Source organism: Vibrio marisflavi CECT 7928 (genome assembly GCF_921294215.1).
Lineage (GTDB): Bacteria > Pseudomonadota > Gammaproteobacteria > Enterobacterales > Vibrionaceae > Vibrio > Vibrio marisflavi.
On record NZ_CAKLDM010000001.1, the window covers coordinates 1,082,290 to 1,106,224 of the forward strand.

19 protein-coding genes and 1 pseudogene are annotated in these 23,935 nt (G+C 42.1%); 10 read left to right on the forward strand and 10 right to left on the reverse strand.

The annotated features are described in order from the left end of the window. Window positions 1-47 precede the first annotated feature (47 nt). The 5 genes from L7A31_RS04840 to L7A31_RS04860 form a co-directional block, all read right to left on the reverse strand. Complete coding sequence (locus L7A31_RS04840) at window positions 48-2,756, reverse strand: fimbria/pilus outer membrane usher protein (protein ID WP_237360371.1); 2,709 nt, start codon at window positions 2,754-2,756, stop codon at window positions 48-50. A gap of 82 nt (window positions 2,757-2,838) precedes the next feature. Then, the gene (locus L7A31_RS04845) at window positions 2,839-3,351 is read right to left on the reverse strand and encodes a spore coat protein U domain-containing protein (RefSeq protein ID WP_237360372.1); all 513 of its coding nucleotides are present in this window, start codon (window positions 3,349-3,351) and stop codon (window positions 2,839-2,841) included. Window positions 3,352-3,384: 33 nt separating this feature from the next. Then, window positions 3,385-4,074, reverse strand: coding sequence for a fimbrial biogenesis chaperone (locus L7A31_RS04850; RefSeq protein ID WP_237360373.1), 690 nt, complete (start codon window positions 4,072-4,074; stop codon window positions 3,385-3,387). Window positions 4,075-4,204: 130 nt separating this feature from the next. After that, window positions 4,205-4,717 carry a spore coat protein U domain-containing protein gene (locus tag L7A31_RS04855; RefSeq protein ID WP_237360374.1) on the reverse strand — a complete coding sequence of 171 codons (513 nt, stop codon included), beginning with the start codon at window positions 4,715-4,717 and terminating at the stop codon, window positions 4,205-4,207. Between the two features lie 606 nt (window positions 4,718-5,323). Beyond that, window positions 5,324-6,352 (reverse strand): LacI family DNA-binding transcriptional regulator, encoded by a 1,029-nt coding sequence (locus tag L7A31_RS04860; RefSeq protein WP_237360375.1) that lies wholly within the window; start codon window positions 6,350-6,352, stop codon window positions 5,324-5,326. Window positions 6,353-6,600: 248 nt separating this feature from the next. Here L7A31_RS04860 and L7A31_RS04865 point away from each other — a divergent pair, with 248 nt between their 5' ends. The 3 genes from L7A31_RS04865 to ulaA all read left to right on the forward strand — a co-directional run bounded on the left by L7A31_RS04865 (window position 6,601) and on the right by ulaA (window position 8,665). Next, window positions 6,601-7,044 (forward strand): PTS sugar transporter subunit IIA, encoded by a 444-nt coding sequence (locus L7A31_RS04865; protein ID WP_237360376.1) that lies wholly within the window; start codon window positions 6,601-6,603, stop codon window positions 7,042-7,044. Between the two features lie 67 nt (window positions 7,045-7,111). Next, the gene (locus L7A31_RS04870) at window positions 7,112-7,399 is read left to right on the forward strand and encodes a PTS sugar transporter subunit IIB (protein WP_237360377.1); all 288 of its coding nucleotides are present in this window, start codon (window positions 7,112-7,114) and stop codon (window positions 7,397-7,399) included. Between the two features lie 9 nt (window positions 7,400-7,408). Beyond that, the gene (gene ulaA / locus L7A31_RS04875) at window positions 7,409-8,665 is read left to right on the forward strand and encodes a PTS ascorbate transporter subunit IIC (RefSeq protein ID WP_237360378.1); all 1,257 of its coding nucleotides are present in this window, start codon (window positions 7,409-7,411) and stop codon (window positions 8,663-8,665) included. 103 nt (window positions 8,666-8,768) lie between these two features. Here the strand turns inward: ulaA and L7A31_RS04880 are convergent, their stop codons facing one another. Both L7A31_RS04880 and L7A31_RS04885 read right to left on the reverse strand, forming a co-directional pair. After that, a complete protein-coding gene (locus L7A31_RS04880; protein ID WP_237360379.1) occupies window positions 8,769-10,025 on the reverse strand; it encodes a DEAD/DEAH box helicase in 1,257 nt (418 codons plus the stop codon). A gap of 155 nt (window positions 10,026-10,180) precedes the next feature. Next, window positions 10,181-12,016 carry an FG-GAP repeat protein gene (locus L7A31_RS04885; RefSeq protein ID WP_237360380.1) on the reverse strand — a complete coding sequence of 612 codons (1,836 nt, stop codon included), beginning with the start codon at window positions 12,014-12,016 and terminating at the stop codon, window positions 10,181-10,183. Between the two features lie 205 nt (window positions 12,017-12,221). Between L7A31_RS04885 and L7A31_RS04890 the strand changes: the two genes are divergently transcribed. Beyond that, window positions 12,222-12,470, forward strand: a complete 249-nt coding sequence (locus L7A31_RS04890; RefSeq protein WP_237360381.1) for a hypothetical protein — start codon at window positions 12,222-12,224, stop codon at window positions 12,468-12,470. Further along, the gene (locus tag L7A31_RS04895) at window positions 12,467-14,713 is read left to right on the forward strand and encodes a diguanylate cyclase (protein ID WP_354003805.1); all 2,247 of its coding nucleotides are present in this window, start codon (window positions 12,467-12,469) and stop codon (window positions 14,711-14,713) included. Before L7A31_RS04890 ends, L7A31_RS04895 begins: the two co-directional genes overlap by 4 nt. 560 nt (window positions 14,714-15,273) lie before the next feature. On the opposite strand, the gene L7A31_RS04900 is transcribed toward L7A31_RS04895, so the two are convergent. The 3 genes and pseudogenes from L7A31_RS04900 to L7A31_RS04910 form a co-directional block, all read right to left on the reverse strand. Next, the gene (locus L7A31_RS04900) at window positions 15,274-16,896 is read right to left on the reverse strand and encodes a methyl-accepting chemotaxis protein (protein WP_237360382.1); all 1,623 of its coding nucleotides are present in this window, start codon (window positions 16,894-16,896) and stop codon (window positions 15,274-15,276) included. 3 nt (window positions 16,897-16,899) lie between these two features. Further along, complete coding sequence (locus L7A31_RS04905; protein ID WP_237360383.1) at window positions 16,900-17,301, reverse strand: cupredoxin domain-containing protein; 402 nt, start codon at window positions 17,299-17,301, stop codon at window positions 16,900-16,902. 14 nt (window positions 17,302-17,315) lie between these two features. Beyond that, a pseudogene (locus L7A31_RS04910) lies at window positions 17,316-18,323 on the reverse strand (cytochrome-c peroxidase). A 222-nt stretch (window positions 18,324-18,545) separates the two neighbouring features. Here L7A31_RS04910 and L7A31_RS04915 point away from each other — a divergent pair. From L7A31_RS04915 to L7A31_RS04935, 5 genes are all read left to right on the forward strand, one after another. Then, window positions 18,546-19,247 carry a substrate-binding periplasmic protein gene (locus L7A31_RS04915; protein ID WP_237360384.1) on the forward strand — a complete coding sequence of 234 codons (702 nt, stop codon included), beginning with the start codon at window positions 18,546-18,548 and terminating at the stop codon, window positions 19,245-19,247. 123 nt (window positions 19,248-19,370) lie between these two features. After that, window positions 19,371-20,138: a transcriptional repressor AgaR gene (gene agaR / locus L7A31_RS04920; protein ID WP_237360385.1), complete on the forward strand. Its 768-nt coding sequence runs from the start codon at window positions 19,371-19,373 to the stop codon at window positions 20,136-20,138. Between the two features lie 419 nt (window positions 20,139-20,557). Next, on the forward strand, window positions 20,558-21,334 hold the full coding sequence (agaR, locus tag L7A31_RS04925; protein ID WP_237360386.1) for a transcriptional repressor AgaR: 777 nt from the start codon (window positions 20,558-20,560) through the stop codon (window positions 21,332-21,334). An 8-nt stretch (window positions 21,335-21,342) separates the two neighbouring features. Then, complete coding sequence (locus L7A31_RS04930; RefSeq protein ID WP_237360387.1) at window positions 21,343-22,647, forward strand: D-tagatose-bisphosphate aldolase, class II, non-catalytic subunit; 1,305 nt, start codon at window positions 21,343-21,345, stop codon at window positions 22,645-22,647. Continuing rightward, complete coding sequence (locus L7A31_RS04935) at window positions 22,647-23,837, forward strand: SIS domain-containing protein (RefSeq protein WP_237360388.1); 1,191 nt, start codon at window positions 22,647-22,649, stop codon at window positions 23,835-23,837. The genes L7A31_RS04930 and L7A31_RS04935 overlap by 1 nt, the downstream gene beginning before the upstream one ends. Window positions 23,838-23,935: the final 98 nt, after the last annotated feature.

A 23,935-nucleotide genomic window follows, 5' to 3' on the forward strand; every position in this document is an offset into this window, starting at 1 on the left:
CCTAGAGCCCTTGTAGTGAAAGCTACGAAGGCTCTTCTATCTCAATTTCATGCATTACGCGCGTTGTCCGACACAATCTGAGTAGAGACATATCGCTCCCCTACAAAGTAGGATCGATATTTACTAAACATTTGTTCGAAATACCCAACGTGTTTGGATGCAAAGTTTGTACTTCTGTACTCCATTAACTCGGGTGAAATGTGGTTCGCTAGACAATTTTTGTCTACATATTGCTCTTTATGAGAGCGGAGGGCATGTAACTCTCCCCTTTCAATACTCATCTCCCTATCAATGCTCGCTTCCCTGCCAATACTTTTGTTGGTAGCAATGGCTATATTGTTCTGGCTGGTCTCCCCTATTTTGGGTGCATGAGTGATAGCCAATTTGCTAAGGTGAACCACCATATCCTGGTTAGGTGTATAATGCCCTTCAATAGTTTCGCCCTTTTGTTCGCCCGTAAGAACTACAACCTTAAGTGACTGGCTTGTTGTCGATAAGTAAAGCAGTCCACCATTACCCAAAACACTCCTCTCTTCGCCACTAGAGGTATAGACTTCTACCGCAGTTCCTGCCTCTAGAGGCTTGCCTTGTGGGTCTTTTATATGTGCCAAAACATAATGGATAGGTTCGATATCAAACTTGAGTAATTCACCAGATCGATAAGCAGGCATCACCTTAAAGCTTGTATCCATCTCTTTTAAGTTCATGGCGATATCAGGGGAAATTCCTATTGTACTTTCTGTATAGGAAGGTAAGTCTGGAATAATATAGACACCATTAGAATTAGATTTACCATGTTCTACTCCGTTCGAGCGCACTCCAACTCCACGAAAGCTCGACGTATCAACTACCGCAAACGCATTTTGTAGAGTTGGGGTAGAAAAGAGCTGATTATCCATCCAAACAAGCCCACCATTTGCATTTACGGTAAACTGATTCTCTGTGTCGCTGCGGTATAGGCTAGCGCTGTAGTCACCATGTTGACCGCCATTGAGATAAATCGAAGCAGACTGTTTATCTTCATGACTTTCCATATAGTGGGTGTTAGATAGTTGGGTCGATAGCGCTTGATCTGATTGCAATTGCGTTGTAGTTGAGAAAGAAAGCGTATTGTCGTCACTAGTTTGACTACTCGTGTAGCGATTACTTACATTACTATGCTCAAAAGAGTAACTAAGCCCCATGTTAACTGACCAAGAGCCATTGTTCGATTGGTTAGCTTGGTAATTAGAGTAGACTGATAGCCCGCGATATAAATTGGCATTAATTTCAGCCGTGTACGTGTGGTACGAAGGTGAGGAGTCAATGGCACTTTGATAGATAACGCTCGTTGAGAGTGTTGCAATGTGTCCGAGTGGAGCGTGGAGACTAATGCCCGCTTGATACTCGTTACAACTTGGCTCTGAATTGTCTGAGTTGCTATTCGTTGGTATGGAAGACAATTGGACAAAGTTTGCAGAATTTCTTTGATAATTGATATTTATCCCATAGTGATTGCGGGAAACCTGGTATCCCACCCCTACTAAGCTTCCAATACCCGAATGATTATGGCTAGTGCCAGTGTCGAGCGTGAAGGTCCCATACTGCCCTGATCCGAAGTACTGCGTAAAACCTACGGTTTGTTGGTTAAGAAAAAGGCTTGAATGTACTTCAGAAGTCCAATATGGACTCATTCCATATTTATAATTGCCAACAGCAGTCCATTCGCCATACATATTGCTATTCGTACCATACTCTTCTCTCAAACTTCCGAACTGAAATGAATAGCTAGATATCCCAGGTTTAAGCAGGTTGTCACTAGCGAAGTATGGGATTTGATAGGTAGTACTATTGCCATTTTTATCTTGAGATTTGACGGTAATAGTACCAAAACCATTATTGACTGGAATGTTATAAAACTGGAATCCACCTGGGTTGGTTTGGTAGTTACCTACAGAAACGCCATTGACCTGCAAGTTTACATCTTGTGGTAGTGTTGAGCTTTCACTGACACTGGGTAAAGCACGAACATCAATCTTAGGGTTTAATTCATAATTTTTGTAAAAGCTGATGCCCGCGAAGTTACTGCTACCCCCCCAATGAGCTGAACTTGTCGTTGAATCTCCTAGTTCTAAGGTTGAAAGTGCATGCCAGAAATCTTTTCGCCATGTTGAATCTAAGCGAGTCCATTTAGATGTATCGTAAGCGCTATTAGAAGCCGAGATGGGTTTCCAAACGGATGTTTGTCTGAAAAAGCCAGCCTGTGAAGTAAACACTCCTAACTCTGTAGAAATAGAAGAGTCAAAGTTGTTCGAGCCACTGAAGGTCGAGCTAGAAACATTATAGTTAAGAAATACTCCATTAGCTGATTGTGGCTCCAAGTTAGGGTGAGCATGACTGTTGTATACATTGTGACTAGCCAATTTATATCGCCAAGATGGAAAGTTGATAGAGAGGTTTTGTGAGTGTGGGTCCCAACTTACCTTAGATTTATTAATAACGATAAATTGATGTTGGTGTAACTGCAGTTCTTTAAGGTCGTGTAAGTCCACTACGCCCAACCTTTTTAACAGTTGCTCAGAGATCCAAAACTGATTACTTGTTTCACAAACAGGTGATAGTTGTTGTGTTTGACCGTTAATTGTGACACCTGCAATTACAGGAGTCGCATGTGATGCTACACAAATAGCAGGTATATTCTCTTTGTTATCTGCCCAACATGGAAAAGCAGTTAACGTAAGAATTAGTGCCAAGGTATTGTGAAAAATAAATTTCATCTCAATTCATGTATAAATTGACTAAAGAACAAAGCCAGCTAGAAAATTACACTGTCTGGCTTTGCTGTTGGTATTAAAGCACTTAACCTAGTAGGTAGTTCAGACTGTATTTAAGTGGAATTGAGCGGCTAATTTGTTGTGGAGGTGCATTCCTATCTATCGTTAAAGAAGCATACAAAGGGATCCAGCCTGACTCTCCATGGCGGTTGCGAATTGAAAATGTTCCTTTGATAACTTGGGTGCCAAATGGAGTATTACCTAACGGGGCACTATGACTTGCATTGGCATACAGTGAGTAAGAAGCTCCGTTTTCAGTATGTTCTAATTGATGATTGGATTGCCATATTCTGTAACCAATTGTCCCATCACTAAGGTTTGCTCCCCCACATAAAATTCTGAATGCGCCGATAGCAGGCGAGGAGGAGCCTCGGCGCACATAACCAAATGCAATGTCTTTTACTTGGACATTGCAACTACTATTCAAAATAATAGAATTGCTTTCCGTGACAGCCAGCACTTTAGTAGCAGTTAAGATGGCTATAGTAAAAGCTAGTAACTGGCAGCAAATGTTTTTGGATTTGTAGAAATATTTCATTAGAACTATCGTCAACTAAGAACGTATCAAAGCCTATTGGGGCAGTGTGATCGTTTTACTGGTTTGTCTTTTAAAGTCATAAATACTCTGAGAAATTGAGGTGATCTTCTTATCGGCTGGCGTTGAAATATGGAGTGTTTGGCCAGGAAATACATAGGCGACCCTTTGCTTGGGTTTGTGTGTCACCCCATGATCATCTGTAAAAAGACACTTTTTAAAGCTGATAATGCTATTGCCAGTATTGGTAAATACGAGTTGGTGAGAATTTTTTAAGTAGTTCCAATGCCATTGCGTGTTCAATGGTTGTTTTGGAAATACCACAACTGGAATATTGACGCTATAAAGCACTTGCATACCAGTGTTGATATTTTTGCTCATCAACTCATTTTGAGGAAGTTGCTGTATTTCCAACCTATACCCTTTGACATCCTGAGAATGATTTTTGGTAAATAGCCCAACTCGAATTGATTGAGAGCCATGTGCGGATATAGTAAAAACCGTTGGGGATGGGAATAGATCAAATGTCTTAACTTGATGTCGCCTATTAGTATCTTGCCAAACATATACTGATGCCTGATAGCTTTTAGCTTCACTTGAGTTATTTCTAATATTTATCGTTTCAATGTTACTATTATGTGAATATGCTAACGAGGTACGGTCGATTTGGAGTGCATTACAAATTGGTGATAAAAAAATAAAAATCAAGAATAAGAAAAATTTCATTTAAAGACTCTAGTGAATATAAATACAATAGCGTTTAAGTTAACTCGTTATTAACCTAACCCATGAAATGAAGAAGATTGCAGTATAGGTATAAACTGCAATCTTATTTAATTTCTACTACGATTAAAGTTTAGTAATAAACTTCAAATGTTACAGTTCCTTTATATGTAGCGGCATTCTCACCAGTGAACTTGGCAGTCTGAGCATAAACGGTTGCAGTTCCAGTATGGTCATCTAAGGTTACTGGTAATGGCACAGGGTTTGTTGAACCTTCACTAGTTATCGCTGTTTTGTAATCTGAATCTGTATATAGATTAAATGCGACTTGATCGTTACCGTCATTATCATTCGTAAGTGAATGAGTATCTGACTTAGTATAAATATCAGGTGCACTCCCTGGCACGTAACAGTTTGTCAATGTCAATGTTTCGGTGGCCTGTTGTACTGCGCTAGGGTCACTACCATCACCGGTAGGGCTAAAGTTAGCAACTGAACTACCTGATAATGTACATTCGGGTTTAATTGCCGCATAAAAGGTTACGTCAAGCGTATTACCTATTTGAGTTGGCTGATCTACGTCAGCGTTAGCGGCGAATGGTAATACGCCGGCGATCATTAAGGCTAGTAAACTTATTTTTTTCATTTTTCGTTCTCTTTATTACTGTTGTATCAAATTCCCCGGACAAACTAATATAACCACTTATAGTGTCAACGTTTTTCCCTAATAATTAATCACAATATCTACTATGATAAAATTATAGTGAATTTAATTTTCCAATAATAAAGAATAACAGCGTTAATACTTGCTTAATTAACTAATTCTGGTCAATTAATTACCTTTGAAAGTAAATATAAGAATTGCAGAAATAACACTATTATTTTTGACTACCATCTTACTGATTTTCTCCCTACTTGGGTTTTGTTACTTAGTTCGATGGGACCATATTCGGCGCTTACGATCTCCCAATCACTACTTATAACCTCATACGTAAACGTCATTGAAAAACAAAAAGTGGAATCTGTACTGTAATGCCTAACAAATTGCGGGACGTCGACATTCTGGATTAATGAACAGGCAATAAGCCTCCGCCTTGAGCAATGGAGTTGCTTTATGGTAACTAGGCTACTGAAGTTTAAGCACAATATCTTTTACGGAAAGAAGTATGCAAAGCGTGCTGTAAGCTACAGAAACCTTATCAATACATTCATTTTGCTCAGCTGGCAGCCGTTTAAATGAGTTTATTGAAAATTAGTTTAGAGCTGTACTCGCACGTTGTATTAGCTTGAAGCCTACCTGGGTAGATTTATCCACTGGTTTACATTTAATAGCCTGTAATAGCTTATCTGCTGCTTGTATCCCCATTTGCTCATAGTCAAACTCTGCGCTAGTCAAACTTGGATATGCATGCTCACCCATTGAGGAGCCTTCCAGACAAATGATTGCCATATTGGTTGGTACTTTAAGCACTCGCCTATGACACTCAAATAAAGCACCAATCGCGATTTCTTCGTGGCTACAAACCAAGGCATTCAGGTTAGAATCACGTAACATCAACTGCGCTAACCCTTCAGCGCCCAACTGTGAAGAAGGCGCTTCATGGGTGGTAAGAAAATGATCTGGAGCGAGATAGTTTTCTATCATCGCACTTTGCCAACCCTGTAATTTACGCTGCATTGTAAAGTGATTCCCTCTCGCACCAATAAACGCTATGTTCTTGAATCCTCTTTCAATTAAGTGTTTGGTACAGGTTTTCCCCACCTCAAAATAATCGATTCCTATATTGAGATAATTGGCATGCGAGCTCATTTCCGCAATTTCGAGTACAGGAGCATTGAATCCTTGCAATAGCTGGCCCGTACGTTGACTATGCTCACTCCCAAATAAGACAACACCTGCAGGTCGGCTTTGTAAGAACGTAGTAAGTAGCTTTTCTTCCTGCTCAATAGAGTAATCGCTGTATCCAATTAACAGTTGATAGCCCGCTTTGTTCAATGTTTGCTGGAACCTTGGCAGAAATAGCGCACAAGCCTTTTCAAATACAGAAGGGATAATAAGAGCAATAGAATAGCTTTCTGCAGACGCCAAAGCACCTGCTGCTTTATTTGGAATATAACCTAGGTCTTCAACCACTTGCTGAATCTTTTCCCTAAGCTTCTCTGAAACTAATTCTGGCGTTCTTAAAGCTCGTGACACTGTCATTGTGCCCACTCCAGCTTTCTTTGCCACATCAGCCAAGGTAATACTACCGGTACTTCTTCGTTTGCGGGGTTCGCTCATTGTTCTGAATTTTAATCGTTTTTATTTTTGCCGCGCCATCTTACCACAGCACTCTATAGGGAATGATATTAGCCCATTAGATGTTGATCACAAGCATATGAAACTCAATCAACTTGAGAAAATGATAGCGCTATCACAAACAATGATAACGCTACCAGATAGCGCTACCATTTGCGAGGTTTGTCACGTTTTGTTGTCACATTGATCGCTAGAGTACCCAGCATTGACATAACCAATGGGAAACACAAATGCTACGTGAACTGATTACTTCTGACGTGATTCGCATCCATAAAGATGCATCAGATTGGAAAGACGCAATCCACAAATCTTGTGAAGCATTGATCGAGAACGGCTCTATCGAGCCTAGTTATGTAGACGCTATTTATCGCTCACATGAAGAACTCGGCCCCTATTATGTTGTCGGCCCAAACATGGCAATGCCTCACGCCCGTCCAGAAGATGGCGTGAACCGCCTTTCACTGGCGATTACCGTCATTCAAGATGGTGTTGCTTTCAATTCACAAGAAAATGATCCAGTAAAAATGCTGGTTACCCTTGCAGCAACAGACAGTAATAGCCACGTAGAGGCCATCTCTAAACTGGCTGAGCTGTTTATGAATCAAGAGCATGTTGATGCTGTTTGCACAGCTCAATCTACAAAAGATGTTCTCGAAATCATCGAAAAATACTAACTAAAACTCCTGAGAAACCCATAAGCAAAATTGGGTATACCCCCTATTAAAATAAAAGGTCTGAATTATGAAAATTATGGTTGTATGTGGTCACGGTCTTGGTACTAGCTTAATGATGGAAATGAGCGTCAAAAGTATTGTCAAAGAACTCAATGTTGATGCTTCTGTAGATCATATTGATCTTGGCTCTGCAAAAGGTACAGCTTGCGATATTTTCATTGGAACCAACGATATCGCTGAACAGCTTAACGCGTTAGGTGTCGAGCAACGTATTGTCGCACTCGATAATATGGTTGACAAAGTAGCAATGAAAGAGCGTTTATCTGCCGCCCTTCAAGAACTTAGTGTTATGTAAGGTGGCGCTATGGAGTTCTTTAGTTTCTTAATGAATGATGTCCTATCAGAACCGTCGGTTCTGGTCGGCCTCATTGCTCTCATCGGTTTAATTGCCCAAAAAAAATCTGTCACTGAATGCATCAAAGGTACAGTCAAAACGATTTTAGGCTTCATCGTATTGGGAGCAGGGGCTGGTCTTGTAGTAACTTCACTTGGAGATTTCGCTACTATATTCCAGCATGCTTTTGGCATCACTGGCGTAGTGCCTAACAACGAAGCGATTGTTTCGATTGCACAAGAAGCCTTCGGTAAAGAAATGGCAATGATCATGTTCTTTGCTATGGTAGTGAATATCCTGATTGCGCGCCTCACACCATGGAAATTCATCTTTTTAACAGGTCACCATACCTTGTTTATGTCGATGATGGTTGCGGCGATTTTGTCTTCAAGCGGAATGAGTGGCGTCCCTTTGATTGCACTTGGTTCTGTTGTTGTGGGATCTGTAATGGTCTTCTTCCCAGCTATTGCACATCGCTATATGAAGCAGGTGACGGGTTCTGATGATGTAGCCATTGGGCACTTCTCGACACTCTCGTATGTCCTTGCAGGCTTCATTGGCAGCAAATTTGGCAACAAAGAACATTCAACCGAAGAAATGAATGTGCCAAAAAGCCTGCTGTTCCTGCGTGATACTCCAGTAGCGATTTCGTTTACTATGGGCATCATCTTTATCGTGACATGTCTGTTTGCCGGTGGTGACTATGTTCGTGAAGTCAGTGGTGGTAAACAGTGGTTTATGTTTTCACTGATGCAATCTATTACCTTTGCCGGTGGTGTATACGTCATTCTTCAAGGTGTACGAATGGTGATCGCTGAAATTGTGCCTGCGTTCAAAGGTATCTCTGATAAGTTAGTGCCAAACGCAAAACCTGCTTTAGATTGTCCTGTGGTATTCCCATACGCACCAAATGCGGTACTAGTTGGTTTCCTTTCTAGTTTCTCAGCAGGCCTAATTGGTATGTTCTTACTTTATATGATGGGCTTAACTGTCATAATCCCTGGTGTTGTACCACACTTCTTCGTAGGTGCTGCCGCAGGTGTATTTGGTAACGCGACAGGTGGCCGACGTGGTGCTATTTTGGGTGCTTTTGCACAAGGTTTATTGATAACTTTCCTACCAGTATTCCTAATGCCTGTACTTGGAGACCTTGGTTTTGCCAACACGACTTTCAGTGATTCTGACTTTGGTGCTGTCGGTATTTTACTCGGATTGATTGTACGTTAGACCGCTTCTAAGAAACTAAGCCTCTTCGTCATAAACAAGCCCTTTTGTGGGTAATGCCAGTCAGTTAAACTGACTGGCATTCGGCTCTCTCGCCTCTTTTCAATTAACTTTTCTTTTTACCGCGCCCTGCATGTATTTTCAGCTTTGCCTTCAATTTCTGCTTATCTCGATTGCGGCCTTTACGCTGGCGAGGTTGGTCAGGCTTGTCGTTTACAGGGGTTGGGCTAGGTTCAAATCCTGCTAGCCATTCTTGTGGCAAACGCCTATCTAACAAATTCTCTATCGGAGTCAACAGATACTCTTGATCGTGGGACATCAGCGACACCGCCAAGCCTTCTCTTCCAGCTCGTCCTGTTCGGCCGATACGGTGGACATAGTCTTCTGCTTTGAATGGCAAATCAAAGTTAACAACCTGATCAAGTTGGGGAATATCTAAGCCTCTGGCAGCCACATCGGTTGCAATCAAGGCGCGAACTTGACCGGTTTTAAAGTCTTCTAGTGCTTTCGTTCTCGCACCCTGACTTTTATCACCATTAATGGAAACAGCCTTAATTCCATCTAGTTTGAGCTCTTTTGCCAGCTTGTCACTACCCTCTTTAGTTCGAGTGAAAACCAACACTTGTTGCCAGTTTCGCGAACCGATTAAATAGGCAAGCAACGCGGCTTTTTTCTGCTTATCAACTGGATATAGCATCTCTTTTACTGTGGCCGCTGTGCTATTTTGCTCGGAGGCTTCTACCTCTTCGGGTTCATTCAGTAGCTTATAAGCAAGTTCTTTTATCTGAGGAGTAAACGTTGCTGAAAACAACAAAGTTTGACGCTGCGGCTTGAGGTGACGAAGAACTCTCTGGATATCAGGTTTGAATCCCATATCCAGCATTCTGTCTGCTTCATCCAATACAAAATGTTCTACATGCTTTAGGCTAATATGCCCACAGTGATGGTGGTCCAGTAAACGCCCCGGTGTCGCGACCACAATGTCACAGCCAAGTTTTAGTGCATCCCTTTGCGCTTTTATGCTTGTTCCACCATAAACAGCAACACATCGCAGGCTGGTTTCCTTACTAAAACTAACCACAGCCTCAAAGACCTGTTGTGCAAGTTCGCGGGTTGGCACTAAAACTAAGCAACGTACTTTTTTCTCGCTGCTGACGGCAATCGGCTCTTTAAGCATTTGATTAATGATTGGCAATGAAAACGCTGCAGTTTTGCCTGTTCCCGTTTGTGCCGCTGCTAGCAAGTCTTTACCCGATAATACCAGCGGGATCGCCTTGGATTGAATTGGAGTTGGCTCGGTATAACCCAACTGTTCAACGGTTTCACATAAAGAGTTACAAAGGCCTAGTTCGCGAAATAGCATACTTTTATAGATACAAGATGGTAAAAACGGCCACTCTACACCAGTCGTTGCAATAGTGGAATTAGAATTCTTTAACTAACGCAAGACTGTTTCAAATCTAGATTCTGGTTGACCTAAGTCAGTGGCTATTATGTTCATTACCTATACGGATACATTCAGTACAGATACACAGCTCCTGATGCTGAAGCACCATTGACTGTTTCATCACCTTCAACGCCGGTTGCTTCTGAATCTTCACCATCGGCACCCACTGCCAAAGTACTACCGTCTGAATTTGATGACACAGACGCACCATAGTTGTCATCAGCTTCAGCATTGGACGCTTTAAAGTAAGCTTGCTGTGACCAAGTGCTACCACTTCTGCTAAAGACATACACCGCCCCTGATGCTGATGCCCCGTTAACCGTTCCGTCTCCATCAACGCCCGTGCTCTCTGAGTCTTCTCCAGTTGCTCCCACTGCTAACGTATTGCCATCAGAACTGATTGAAACAGAAACACCAAAGTTGTCATCAGCCGCAGTATTAGATGCTTTCACATAGGCTTGCTGTGACCAAGTGCTACCACTTCTGCTAAAAACATACGCCGCTCCCGAGGAGAGTGCACCATTGAGCGAATCATTTCCATCAATGCCAGTGGCCTCAGAGTCCTCACCATCAGCGCCTACCACCAGCGTATTGCCATCAGAGCTAATGGAAACAGAAGCGCCAAAATTATCATCAGCTTCGGTATTGGAAGCCTTAACATAAGCTTGCTGCGACCAAGTGCTACCACTTCTGCTAAAGACATACACCGCTCCTGACTGCAGCGCCCCATTGACCGATTCAGTTCCATCAATACCTGTAGCTTCAGAGTCCTCACCATTCGCGCCCACTGCCAACGTATTGCCATCAGAACTCAAAGAAACAGAAATACCAAAGTTGTCGTCAGCCTCAGTGTTAGAGGCTTTGATGTAGGATTGCTGTGACCAAGTACTGCCACTTAGAGTAAAAACATACACTGCCCCGGACTCAGTAGCACTACTCAGTGATTCATTTCCATCAATACCAGTGGCCTCCGAGTCTTCACCATTTGCGCCTACTGCCAACGTATTACCATCTAAACTTATTGCCACAGAACGACCAAAATTATCATTGGCTTCGGTATTGGAGGCTTTGACATAAGCTTGCTGTGACCAAGTGCTGCCACTTCTGCTAAAGACATATGCGGCTCCTGACAAACCTGCTCCGTTGAGTGCCTCATTGCCGCCAACCCCTGTAGCTTCAGAATCTTCGCCATAAGCTCCCACAACCATTGCATTGCCATCTGAACTCAACGAAACAGAAAAGCCAAACCGATCAACACTTTCAGTGTTCGATGCTTTCACATAGGCTTGCTGTGTCCATGTACTACTACTGCGGATGAAAACATACACTGCCCCAGACAATAACTCAGCATTGGACGATCCATTTCCATCAATTCCTGTAGCATCGGAATCTTCAGAATAAGCGCCTACGGCCCACGTGTTGCCATCTGAGCTCAATGAAACAGAAACACCAAAGTTGTCATCAGATTCGGTATTAGAGGCTTTAAAATAACCAATGGCAGCAACTATGGTTGCGCTGTCTGGTGTCACCATCGAGCTCGAGGTTTGTTCGGTTCCATTATAAGCAATGACAAAAAACTCAAGCTCCGAGCCTAGCAATGTGTCATCAAGTGTGACGGTTTGGTTTGTGTTGGTAGTCGTGCTACCAAGTGTTAAACAATTGTCTGTTTGGGTATTGTCATAAAGACAAACTTGATAGTAATTCGCGTTGGTGCTTTCACCCCACACTACATCAAAGGTCTTTATCGAGTTTGAAGAGGCTTCCACAGAAGTAATATTAAAAGCTTCAGGCGTTGTCGAATCCGCGAAGGCTTGCTCACTGCACCCATGAAGTAGGTGACTCGCGCCGAGTATTAGCACTAGTTTCAGTTTAATGTTTGTGACAAGGGTCGATATTCTCGAGTGCATGTATTGGCTCTCGTCGCAGATGAGTACGAGAAGCCACCTTCCAAATTAATCCGTTTTATTTATATAAAAGAATAGACTATGTATGATTTGGTGGAAGTTAATCCAAAATTCTGAGTGTTCAGTCAGCTAATGTCCGTTCTTTGTCTTATGAATTTAGACCAATATATTGCTGCTATACTTTTCAAAAACGGTCGTTCTTACGGTGATGATGAAGACTCTCACAACGCTGGTTCTCTACCTATTGATACCCATGCAAGCCATCGCTATGGAATTTGCGCTGTTTATTCCGCGTAGTGAGACACCGTTCTGGAAATCTCAAGTAGAATTTGCCCAAGCCGCAGCCAATGATCTTGGCGTAACCCTTAAAGTCTATAGCGCAGACAATCAAACTCAGATCATGTTGCGACAAGTCGAAAAGCCTGCCAGCAGGGAATCGATGGCGTCCTATTTATGAACTACGAGCAGATCGGAGAGCAGATCCTTGCCATAACCGAGCGCTATAAAGTTCCGAGTATCTTGTACAACTCAGTATTCACTTCTCGTGACCTGATTCCCCGCACAAAATATCAATACTGGGTTGGTAGTGTCACCCCAGATGATGAAGAAGCTGGGGTACATTTAGCAGAGCAACTTTTACTTAAAGCGAAAAAGCGCAAACTCGAACAGATCAACATGCTGGTCATTAATGGCAATATGAAGGAAATTTCTGCCCAGCAACGAAACCAAGGGCTACATCAATTCATCAAACATAACCCGAATATCTCTATTGTCGCTGAAACTGAGGCTGGTGTGAATTGGAGCCGCAGTGAATCGAAACATCAGTTTATGGAGTATTATCGCAAACACCCTGAGATAAATATGGTCTGGGCAGCTTCAGATAACCTTGGCCTAGGGGTGAAAGATGCAATTGAAGAGCTCTCCTTGCCAAAAGATACTATTCTCGTCGGTAGTATCGATTGGCAACCTGAAGCCCTACAAACAATCAAAAAACAGCCCAACTATATTTCGGTCGGCGGCCATTTCACTGAAGCAGCATGGGGAATAGTGCTACTAAAAGATTACCTTCAGGGAAACGACTTTGTTTCCGAGTCGACTCAATTTCACACACAAATGTATCCAATTACTCACCAAAACATCAAAATGTTCCAAAGCTTCACGGATGATAATTGGCAACGTATTGACTTCAATGAACTCTCGAAAGAGCGAAACTCAGAGCAACTATACAACTTCAGTATTAAATATCTCCTCGATACTCACTATCAAAACACTAAAGCACTCAAGCTAACCGAAGAAGAGCTACAGTGGTTGAAACAACACGACACCTTTCGATTGGCTATCGATATAGATTGGCCCCCATTTGAATTTGTTAATGAGTTAGGGGTTTATCAAGGCATGTCAGCAGACTATATCAAGCTAGTAGCCGAGCGACTTGGTGTTGAATTACGCCCTAGCATCAATATGAGTTGGTCAGAGGTTGTTGAGGCAGCTAAACGCAGAGAGCTAGATATGTATCCCGCTCTAGCAATTACTCCTGAGCGCAAAAGTTATTTGAAGTTCACGCGCCCGTATCTCAGCTTTCCAATGATGATCATTACTAACCAAGATATCCCTTTTATTGGTGATATTGATGCGTTAAACGATGCGGAAGTTGCCATTGTAAAAGGGTACGCTTCTCATGAAATGCTACGAGAAAACCATCCTAGAATTAAGTTATTTGAAGCCAAAACCGTTTCAGAAGCCCTAGAGGCAGTATCCTCTGGCAAAGTGAAAGCCTATGTTGGCAATATCGCGACAGCCAACTATGTGATAAGACGTGATGGATTCACCCATTTAAAAATTTCAGGCGCTACTCCTTACCATTTCGATCTCAGCATGGCAGTACGCAGTGATTGGCCAATACTGCATACTATTTTGCAAAAAGCGCTAGATTCACTTTCGGAAAACGAAAAAAATATCATCTATTCCCGTTGGGTAACGTTGCGGTATGACCATGGCTTTGATTACAGCTTGGTCTGGAAGGTTATCGCTATATCTATAGTGCTATTAGTATTCCTCAGTTACTGGACTAAAAAACTATCGAACCTAAATCTCAAATTAAATAGTGAAATTGCTGAGCGAAAAGTCATTGAAGAGCAATTGCGACAAGAAAAGAAAAAAATAGAGAAGCTATCTATCACCGACCCTCTGACAGGCCTCTATAATCGACGTCACTACAACAAAGTGTTGCCAGATGAAATTCGCAGAGCGCAACGCAGCAATGATTGGCTTAGCTTTGTCATTCTGGACGTGGACAGTTTCAAACAATACAACGATAACTATGGTCATCACAATGGTGATAGCCAGCTGATTGATATTGCCAAAACTTTAAAATCACATTGTCATCGAGCATCCGACTATTGTTTCAGGCTCGGCGGTGAGGAGTTTGGTATTATTTTCTCTAGCCTATCCCCCGAAGAAGCTGCAGCATTTGTCGAGAGACTAAGAGCAGCCATTGAGCACCTTCAGATCGAGCACAAACACAGTTGTGTCGCATCTGTAGTGACAGCATCATTTGGTTTGGTAACCACCAATGCATCGAATTACGAAATTGAACAGCTCTATGAAGCGGCAGACACAGCCCTTTACAAAGCAAAGAACTCTGGACGTAACCGGGTTGAAGCTTCAGTACTCTTTATGGAAGGAGCCGAAAAGAGTTAGCATTGAAAGGCTATCAACGAGTGAACAGTTGGTGCTATTGATAGTTTCAATGAGCAGTTGCTTCTGAGACTTTTCACTCATCCCACCATACACACAGGTGTGAGATTTAGGAGCTTATTGTAATCAGTAATTCTGCTATGAAGTAGAATCGCCAGTTTGCGATTCGGTGTTAAGGTTGGTGGACAGATGCGTTTTACGCTATGTTTTGCCTTCACTTAGCATTTCCACAATGGGCAGAACAACACTTACTGTTTACCTATATCCGCCAGCTCCACTGCAAACAAGTATTTACCCGACAATACCAAGGGAAGGCACGGAATTGAATTGGAGCTAGCTCGGTATAGCCTCGGAGGCCAATAGTTTCAGGTAAAGATGAATAAAGACGCTAGTTCGTGAAGTAGCATCTTTTTATAGATACATAGTAGAAACAACCACACTACACCGGTCGTTACAATAATGAAATTAGAATTCTTTATTTGGCGTAAAATTCACAGCCATTGTTGAGTACTAAATTTTAACTACCTCTTCAAGCTACAAGCTTTATCCTATCAGCAAGAGTTTTAAAAAATTTGCCCCTCGTTATCTTTGTCAGATTTAAATTTTGATACTAGGTCATTAAGCTGATGAGCGATATCACTAAGTTCATGACTTTTTAGTGATGTTTTCTCAGCATTGGTTAATGTTGATTCAGAGATTCCCGTAATCTTTCTAACCAAAGAATCTAGGTTGTTTATTGTCTCCTGTTGAATTGCAGTTTTATCTTCAATGTTACTCATTTTGACCATTAAGTTACCAACGTTGGAGTTAATAACAGAAAATGTATCGCCAACTTGATTCACTTTTGAGTAAGTATTTTGTGTATGCACTGCTCCTTCCTTCATCGCTTGAATCGCATTTTTAGAGCTGGTTTGCAAACGATCCAATACTTCATGAATTTGGCTGGTCGACTCTTGAGTTCTATTGGAAAGCGTTCTCACCTCATCTGCTACCACCGCAAAACCTCTTCCTTGTTCTCCAGCCCTCGCCGCTTCAATTGCTGCATTAAGCGCTAGCAAATTAGTTTGATCAGCTATGGTTTTAATGGCCTCTAATATGAGATTGACACCCTCTACATCAGACTCTAATTCGACTATTTGTGCTGAAACGAGATCAAATTGCTCAGACAACACTTTTACATTCGAAACTGTATCAGCAACAACAACTTTACCTTGTTCTGCTGATTCTGATGCTTGCCTTAGATCGCTAACAGATTCAGAGATGCAATCAAGCACCTCATGAGTATTATCCTGCGCAATTTTCATTGTGTCTGAGGTTTGATTAGCAAGACTTTTCTGCTCGGTCACTGACTCTTTAGTGTTGGTCGAGTGACATAATATATCTTCTGACTTTTCGTTAAGGTTCAACACATTGCTTTTAATAGAGACAATAATATTTTCAATGGCAACGATTAAGCTTCTAATGCTTTGTGAAATGACACTAAACTCATCACCTTTTTTCGACACCGTCGGGACTTGAGTTAAGTCACCAGACGATAGTAAACTCAATTTATGAACAAGGTGTTTCAGTGGTTTGTTTATTGAGCGAACAACATAATAAGCGAGGAGTATTATGAGTACCAACGATAGAGAAAATATCGTTCCAAATACCATGGGTGTCTTCTGCACTTCCACACCTACCGATTGAACAAACCGGAATCCGTAAGTCGCCTCATACTCAACCAATAATTCACAGGATTCATTCAACTCATCAAACTGCTCTGTCAGCAAAGCATTATCGATTCCTTCTCCATCTATACTTGCCGAAAGAGAGTCATAAATCTGAGTCGAGAGATCTATAATCTCCTTCATTAAAACAAGGGATTTTTGTTCCTTTGACCATTCTTCAACAACCCCTAGATCTTCAATTCCGATTTCATAATACTCTGCCATGAGATCAATCATCTCTTCTTCGTCAATCTCTCCATCATTTGCCTTAATCGTAAGATAGGCATTTCTCATTAAACCAAAGTTGACTTGCGCTGAACGAGAATAACTAATTGTTTGTAGAGGTCCTTGGTATATATTCTCAACATATTTACCAAGCTTAATAAACGAAGTTAGAGAATATATAGAAACAGCCAATATTAAGAAAAATATGACGAGGAAGCTTAGTATTAGGGTTTTCTTTATCGTCAGCTTAATCATAAGCTACTCTACTATCAGCTTTAGTTTCATTTTCGGGTGAATGGCACATTTTAGGTTGTGTTCACCTTTATCATTAAAAGTTACAGCTGCAATATCACCGGGCTCTTGAGCAGTTAAAACCCAAGACTCATCACTTTCGTCATATATATTGTGGGTGATTTTTTTCTCACTATTGAGTATGTATATAACCTCACCTGCTTTGACAGTGATTTCCGTCGGCTTTCTTTTTAATTTCTTCTGATCAGGCTGTTTTAAATAGAACGTTTTTCTTTTTTGAATCAATGCGAGTGAACCATCTTGCGCAGCTTCATAGCTGACTCTGGCTTGCTCGCCTTCAATAACGTCTGTGGCAGCCAATAAACCAGCTGAAAATAAAGAAATAATTAACGATATGATAATTTTCATGGTTGCCTCAACCTTTACCTTGGTAACACAGGCACCGAAACACCTTCATCCGGGCTGGTTAATGTTTTCAAGAACGCGACTAATTGTTTTTTCTCTTCGTTGGTGAGGTTCAATGGCTCTATTTCATCAGAGAGACTTGGACGCCGAATAAACTTAGAGTTGTAGTGGTCAACGACACCTTCAAGAGTTTCAATTGATCCATCATGCATATAAGGTGCACGAAGAGCGATATTTCTTAACCCTACAGTTTTAAATGCAAACTGCATTTTCTCTATTTTTGGCAGCAACTTACCTCGTCCAATATCTTCCGATGAAAGTCCAATATCATGAAAACTACTATCCGAAAAAGCCCAGCCAGAGTGACAACCCGCGCAACCACCCTTGGAGTTAAATACAATAAAGCCTTGCTTTTCTTCATCAGAAAGAGCTGCTTCGTCACCTTTAATCCAGCGATCGAATGGGGCTTCACCTGAGACAACGGTACGTTCAAAAGTGGCTATGGCCTTAGCTACGTTCTTCGCTGAAATAGGATCGGATTGGTTCGGAAACGCTTCTTTAAACAGGACGGCATAGCCGGGTATATTACCTAAAATAATAGGTAATTGTTCCATATCCAAATTCATCTCTGCGGCTGACTCCATGGGGCCTAACGCTTGTTCTTCCAAGGTATCTTTCCGGCCGTCCCACATGTAAATTTCATCCCAAGCGAGGTTTAGAATAGTTGGAGACTTTCGACCCAGCTTTTAGTGTTGATGCCCGACTCCAAGGCCCATTCCATCACCCCATGAAAAACTTGGGTTATGGCATGTCGCACAAGACTGGGTTCCTGAGTCCGACAATCTAGGGTCAAAGTACAGTGCCTTTCCCAATACTAGCTTTGCTTCCGAATAAGGGTTATCTTCTGGGAATGGAATCGATTCAGGTCTAATATATTCTTCCTTGAGTTCACTGATATCGATAGGTTCAGCTTGCACTACTTTAAATATCAATAACCCAAATATGAGAACACTGGATCGCCACATACGTTTGATTCCTCCATGGAGCAAAATTGCTGGTTCTTAAACATATAGACGAAGCAAATTAGAATACAAGTCACAGTTAGAATATTTGCCCTAAAGGGTTAGGATCACGACTACACTGATATTATGTCGTTATAAAACTAGCGTAGGATTAATGCTCCGACTCATCATTGCCTTGTTACTCATATTCAACGTATCCCACAAAAGCTCAAGATCAATCTTGGGATGACCACATGGGTAACTGAAGAGTTTCCTCCCTGGAGCTATACAGAAAATGGTGAGGTTAAAGGCTTTTATATCGACTTACTCGAAGCCATATGGGCAGAACTCGAGACAGATGAAACGAGGAGCGCAATCCAAGTTTTACCATGGGCGAGAGGCATGAATTACTTAGAGCATCGCTCTGGCACGGCCCTGTTTTCTAACGCTAAGCCTAAAAGCCGTGAAAAGTTAGGTTTCCAGTGGGTTGGCCCTATCAAAGCCAATAACCGTCTAGTCTTAACGGTTAAAAAGGATATTCAATCACCGATTTCCACAATGAACCAAGTCAATAGCTTTTTCTGCAAACAGTCTATCGGTATCATCAACAGAGACATTAGCGAAGAGATTTTTTTAGAGAATGGAGGACAAGAAGAAAAATTGCATCGATTAAACTCAGGCAGCTCTTTATTACAAATGCTGGTTGCCAACAGGGTTGCTGCAATTTACTACAAGCACTTTCAAACCTTCTATTACATCAAAACACTTGGCTATGAAGAGAGCGATTTTAAATCAATATACGTAAATGCTTCATCTACTAAAAACCAGGACGGATACTTTGCTTTCCATAAAGATACTGAATCTAAGCTAGTCGAACGCTTTCAAATGGCCTTTAAGACACTTGAAGAAAAAGGAGTTGTTCCGAACTTCTTGCTAAATACAAGCTAACCCAAATTATCCGCTCAATAGACCGACAAGCAAGTGGCCACAAAGCTGTACCTTCAATTAAGAAGAGTATATCCATCCAGATATTGCTAGAATGACGACATCATTTTTTATGCCTACCTAAATATGACTACAACAGCCCAGCGACGTGAAGCTATTCTTCTGCATATTCAAACGCATCAAAAAGGTGATGTGAATTCTTTTGCAAAACAATACTCCGTGTCTGAAGTCACTATACGTAATGATCTCAATTATCTCGAAAAACAGGGCTGTGTCACCCGCTGTTATGGTGGTGCTTTGATCAATAGGCAATTTGCTTTTGACAAACCACTTAAAGACAAGAAACAAATAAATAGTCATGTGAAATCCGCTATTGCCACTTATGCTGCATCACTCATTGATGATGGGGATAAGCTGATCTTGGACTCTGGATCAACCACCGAGCAAATTACCCACCACCTACAAGATAAAAAACACCTTACCGTCATGACGAACGGAATTCATATCGCCTATCAACTTGCCAACCACCCAGATATTGAGGTGATGGTCAGTGGAGGCACGATGCGTGAAGGCTCTTACTCACTACATGGCAGCACCGGAGAAGAACTGCTGGCGGGATTTCGTTTTGATAAACTGTTTCTAGGCGTCGACGGTTTTGATATCGACTCTGGGATCACCACACCACATCAAGGTGAAGCAGATATCAACCGTAAAATGGTTGAGGCTGCTCAAATGGTTATTGCTGTAACTGATTCATCCAAGTTTAATCGTCAAAGCTTTTGCTTAATTACTCGCCCTGAACAAATTGATGTGCTGATCACTGACCGAGGCATTCCACAAAGTTACCTCACAGCACTTACCGAACTAGGTGTCGACGTTCGTATTGTTGACTAATTTTAAGCCACTGCAAAATACAACTCAAAGGTCAGTTTCCCCTTGTAGACCCGTCATGATAAGAAAACCTCTCCCAACGATGTTGACCTTATTATCATGCAAAAATATCAAAGTGTGATCTAGAGCGGTTTACGTTTCGAAATTCCGTTCGCTCTCCTCTGAACTCCACTACTTTCAGTCTTCATGTCACCAGATCGAACCCCCACATAGGTTTTGTTCCAGATCCCTGATCACCAGTGAAAGAACAAACCTTTCGTTTTAATCAAAATGAAAGGTTTCACCCGCAAAAACCGAAAGACAACCAAGCGTGACGTGACTCGCATTTTTGTTTTATACGTCCTGTTCTAATACCAACCAAACGATATCGAAGCACTTTCGAGCAAGAAAAAACGAAAGATAACGAAAGGTTAGGTTTGAATATGACAAGCACAGAGCGAAGACAAAAAATAATGCTGCACATTCATCAGAACAGCTCTGGTAAAGTTGATGACTTTGTCCACTTATTTAACGTGTCTGCGGTTACTATTCGCCATGACCTCAACCTGTTGGAAAAAGAAGGTTGCGTAACCCGCTGCTACGGCGGTGCCCGACTCAATCCAAATTTTGCTTTCGACCAACCTCTATGCCACAAAGATCAAATCAATCGCAACATAAAGCTGAGTATCGCGAAAGCCGCAGCTGAACTCATTGATGACGGTGATGCCATTATTTTGGACTCCGGATCAACCATTAGTCTCATGCCACAGTATCTCACACAAAAACAGCAACTAGTTGTCATGACTAACGCTCTCAATACTGCATATCAACTGAGTAGTTACGACAACGTTAATTTGCATGTTATAGGTGGCACACTGCGCCGGACTGCTTGTTCACTAATTGGCAGCCATGGCGAACAACAAATCCGTTCTTACCTTTTTGACAAACTGTTCCTTGGCGTTGATGGCTTCGACTTAATCGCAGGCATTACGACACCCGACAATTACGAAGCGCAAATTAACCGAGCAATGTGTAACGCCGCTCGGAAAGTTATTGCTGTCACTGATTCAACTAAGTTTGGTCGCAAGAGTTTTTGCATGATCCGAGCGGTCAATCAAATCGACATTCTGGTCACTGATAGCCACATTCCTAGTACTACTCACCAATCTCTGCTTGAGAGTGGTGTAGAAGTCATCATCGCTGAACAAACCATAAATTAGGAAACCCTATGAAGTCTCTACTCTCACTCATAAAAAAACATAAACAAGGAAAATCGGTTGGGATTTATTCCGTTTGTTCTGCACATCCTTTGGTTATTGAAGCCGCAATCAAACAAGCCGCTCAGGACAACCAACTAGTATTGATCGAAGCAACTTCCAATCAAGTCAATCAATTTGGCGGATACACGGGTATGACGCCTAAAGATTTTGCACAGCGCGTATTTAGCTTGGCAAAAAAGCTCCAATTTCCAGCATCCAATATTGTGCTCGGCGGTGACCATTTAGGTCCGAACTGCTGGCAGCACCTTCCAGCAAAAGAAGCGATGGCGCATTCCGAACAAATGATCCATGACTATGTCAGTGCTGGGTTTAAAAAGATTCATCTTGATTGCTCAATGTCTTGCGCTGATGATGTCGAGCCATTAAGTGAAACAATAATGGCGGAGCGCGCTGCTAGGTTATGTCTTGTTGCAGAGAACGCTTGGCAAGCCAGCAAGGGAGAAGCACCTGTATACGTCATTGGGACTGAAGTACCCACTCCTGGTGGTGCATTGGAATCGCTATCGCTAGGCCTAGAGATCACTAAACCCGAAGAAGCAATATCAACATTAGAAGCTCATCATCACGCTTTTACTGAATTTGGCCTCGCCTATGTTTGGCCTCGCGTTATTGGATTGGTGGTTCAGCCCGGTGTTGAATTTGACCATCACTCAGTTCATCACTATCAAAGCGCCCAAACACAAAAACTATGCAAAGTGATTGAGAGCCAACCTTACCTCGTCTTTGAAGCGCACTCGACCGATTACCAAACTCCAGAAGCCTACCAACAATTAGTGAAAGACCACTTTGCCATTTTGAAAGTGGGCCCGGCCCTAACTTTCGCATTGCGTGAAGCTTTATACGGGTTGGAGCGCGCTGAAAAAGAATGGCTAGGCACACGCAATGCTTCCCACTTACGAGAAACCATTGAGCAAGTCATGCGTGAGCAACCTGATCACTGGCGCTCTCATTACCTAAGTAAAGGCCACCAGCAATTTCTCGATTGTAGTTACAGCTTAAGCGATCGTATTCGTTACTACTGGACACAACCAGAAGTGCAAGCTGCGCAACTCACTCTATTTGAGAACTTAGCCGAAAATCCACTACCCGTGACACTGATTAGCCAATATCTACCGAATCAAGCGAAAGCAATTACACAACAACATATTCAAAACACGCCCGCTGATATTGTCATTCACAAGATTATGGAAGTCACACAAGACTATTCCTCAGCTTGTTATATCAACACAGCGGCAAGTAAGGAGGTCATTTAATGACAACATTTTTAGGTTACAACCGCGAATGGCTTGAGCAACACAACGGCATTCATACTGCGAAAGAAATTAGCCATCAACCAATGCTATGGCGTGAACTCTCGACCATTTTGCAGCAGCAATTCCAATCAGTCAGTGAATTCCTGTCTCCTCTTTTAGAGCGACCTGACTTACGCATTATATTGACCGGTGCTGGTACATCCGCCTTCGTTGGCGACTCTGCTGCACCCTTTATTCAAACAGGAAATAAATACCGAGTAGAGTCAATCCCTACTACCAGCTTAGTTTCAAACCCAACACAATATTTAGACGCAAATCGACCAACACTATTGGTTTCTTATGCTCGCTCTGGAAACAGCCCAGAAAGTGTCGCCGCCGTTAAACTTGTTGACCAGTTCGTGAGTGAAAGCTACCACTTATTTTTGACGTGCAACCAAGAAGGAGCACTGTCTGGTATTGCGGAAAATTCACCAAACGCTTACTGCATGCACATGCCGGAGAAGTCAAACGATAAAAGCTTCGCCATGACATCCAGTTTTAGCTGCATGTTAATGGCTACGTTAACTTTGCTCGGTAATGAAACGCCAACCGAATGGCACAACCAAATAGAAGCAACGGCTCAACTATGCGAAAACAAGTTGGAACAGTGGTCTGGATCAATCAAACATCTCGCCACAGTACCTTACCAACGCTTAATCGTACTTGGTAGCGGCGGCTTTACTGGGCTGGCACGCGAAGCTTCATTGAAATCTCTGGAACTGAGCGCGGGCAAAGTCATGACCATATTCGACTCCTCTCTTGGTTTTCGACATGGCCCGAAATTTACCATCAACGAGCAGGCGCTGGTTATTCAAATGCTTTCAAGTGATGAATATACCCGTCAATACGATATCGACTTGTACTCAGAGCTCCACAATGATCAACAAACCTTACGCCATATTATTCTAAGCGAAAGTGCTATTAATGATGCTGATGCCTTTGAACTGGGCTATCTGGGACTAGGTGATGCCTGGCTATGTTTCCCATACATTGCTTTCTGCCAAATGCTGGCATTTGAAAAATCACTTCAGCTCGGTTTAGGGCCAGATAACCCATGCCCAACCGGTGAAGTCAATCGTGTCGTACAGGGCGTTTCTATTTATCCATTTAAAACGAATTACATTGAAGCAAGCGGCTCGATTCAAGACTAGAGCTATCTATTTGAAAACAAGTATTAACTATTAAAGAGCTGACGCTAAAACTCACTCTTTCCATTAATAGAAGAACAATATCTATACCCAAAATACTT

Bases quoted from the DNA above. Each gene is read 5' to 3' on its own strand.
- L7A31_RS04865 (WP_237360376.1), top strand. From the start codon at position 6,601: ATGCTACGTGAACTGATTACTTCTGACGTGATTCGCATCCATAAAGAT.
- L7A31_RS04870 (WP_237360377.1), top strand. From the start codon at position 7,112: ATGAAAATTATGGTTGTATGTGGTCACGGTCTTGGTACTAGCTTAATG.
- L7A31_RS04880 (WP_237360379.1), bottom strand. From the start codon at position 10,025: ATGCTATTTCGCGAACTAGGCCTTTGTAACTCTTTATGTGAAACCGTT.
- agaR (WP_237360386.1), top strand. From the start codon at position 20,558: ATGACAAGCACAGAGCGAAGACAAAAAATAATGCTGCACATTCATCAG.
- ulaA (WP_237360378.1), top strand. From the start codon at position 7,409: ATGGAGTTCTTTAGTTTCTTAATGAATGATGTCCTATCAGAACCGTCG.
- L7A31_RS04850 (WP_237360373.1), bottom strand. From the start codon at position 4,074: ATGAAATTTTTCTTATTCTTGATTTTTATTTTTTTATCACCAATTTGT.
- L7A31_RS04900 (WP_237360382.1), bottom strand. From the start codon at position 16,896: ATGATTAAGCTGACGATAAAGAAAACCCTAATACTAAGCTTCCTCGTC.
- L7A31_RS04915 (WP_237360384.1), top strand. From the start codon at position 18,546: ATGACCACATGGGTAACTGAAGAGTTTCCTCCCTGGAGCTATACAGAA.
- L7A31_RS04855 (WP_237360374.1), bottom strand. From the start codon at position 4,717: ATGAAAAAAATAAGTTTACTAGCCTTAATGATCGCCGGCGTATTACCA.
- L7A31_RS04895 (WP_354003805.1), top strand. From the start codon at position 12,467: ATGAACTACGAGCAGATCGGAGAGCAGATCCTTGCCATAACCGAGCGC.
- L7A31_RS04845 (WP_237360372.1), bottom strand. From the start codon at position 3,351: ATGAAATATTTCTACAAATCCAAAAACATTTGCTGCCAGTTACTAGCT.
- L7A31_RS04905 (WP_237360383.1), bottom strand. From the start codon at position 17,301: ATGAAAATTATCATATCGTTAATTATTTCTTTATTTTCAGCTGGTTTA.
- agaR (WP_237360385.1), top strand. From the start codon at position 19,371: ATGACTACAACAGCCCAGCGACGTGAAGCTATTCTTCTGCATATTCAA.
- L7A31_RS04935 (WP_237360388.1), top strand. From the start codon at position 22,647: ATGACAACATTTTTAGGTTACAACCGCGAATGGCTTGAGCAACACAAC.
- L7A31_RS04885 (WP_237360380.1), bottom strand. From the start codon at position 12,016: ATGCACTCGAGAATATCGACCCTTGTCACAAACATTAAACTGAAACTA.
- L7A31_RS04860 (WP_237360375.1), bottom strand. From the start codon at position 6,352: ATGAGCGAACCCCGCAAACGAAGAAGTACCGGTAGTATTACCTTGGCT.
- L7A31_RS04890 (WP_237360381.1), top strand. From the start codon at position 12,222: ATGATGAAGACTCTCACAACGCTGGTTCTCTACCTATTGATACCCATG.
- L7A31_RS04930 (WP_237360387.1), top strand. From the start codon at position 21,343: ATGAAGTCTCTACTCTCACTCATAAAAAAACATAAACAAGGAAAATCG.
- L7A31_RS04840 (WP_237360371.1), bottom strand. From the start codon at position 2,756: ATGAAATTTATTTTTCACAATACCTTGGCACTAATTCTTACGTTAACT.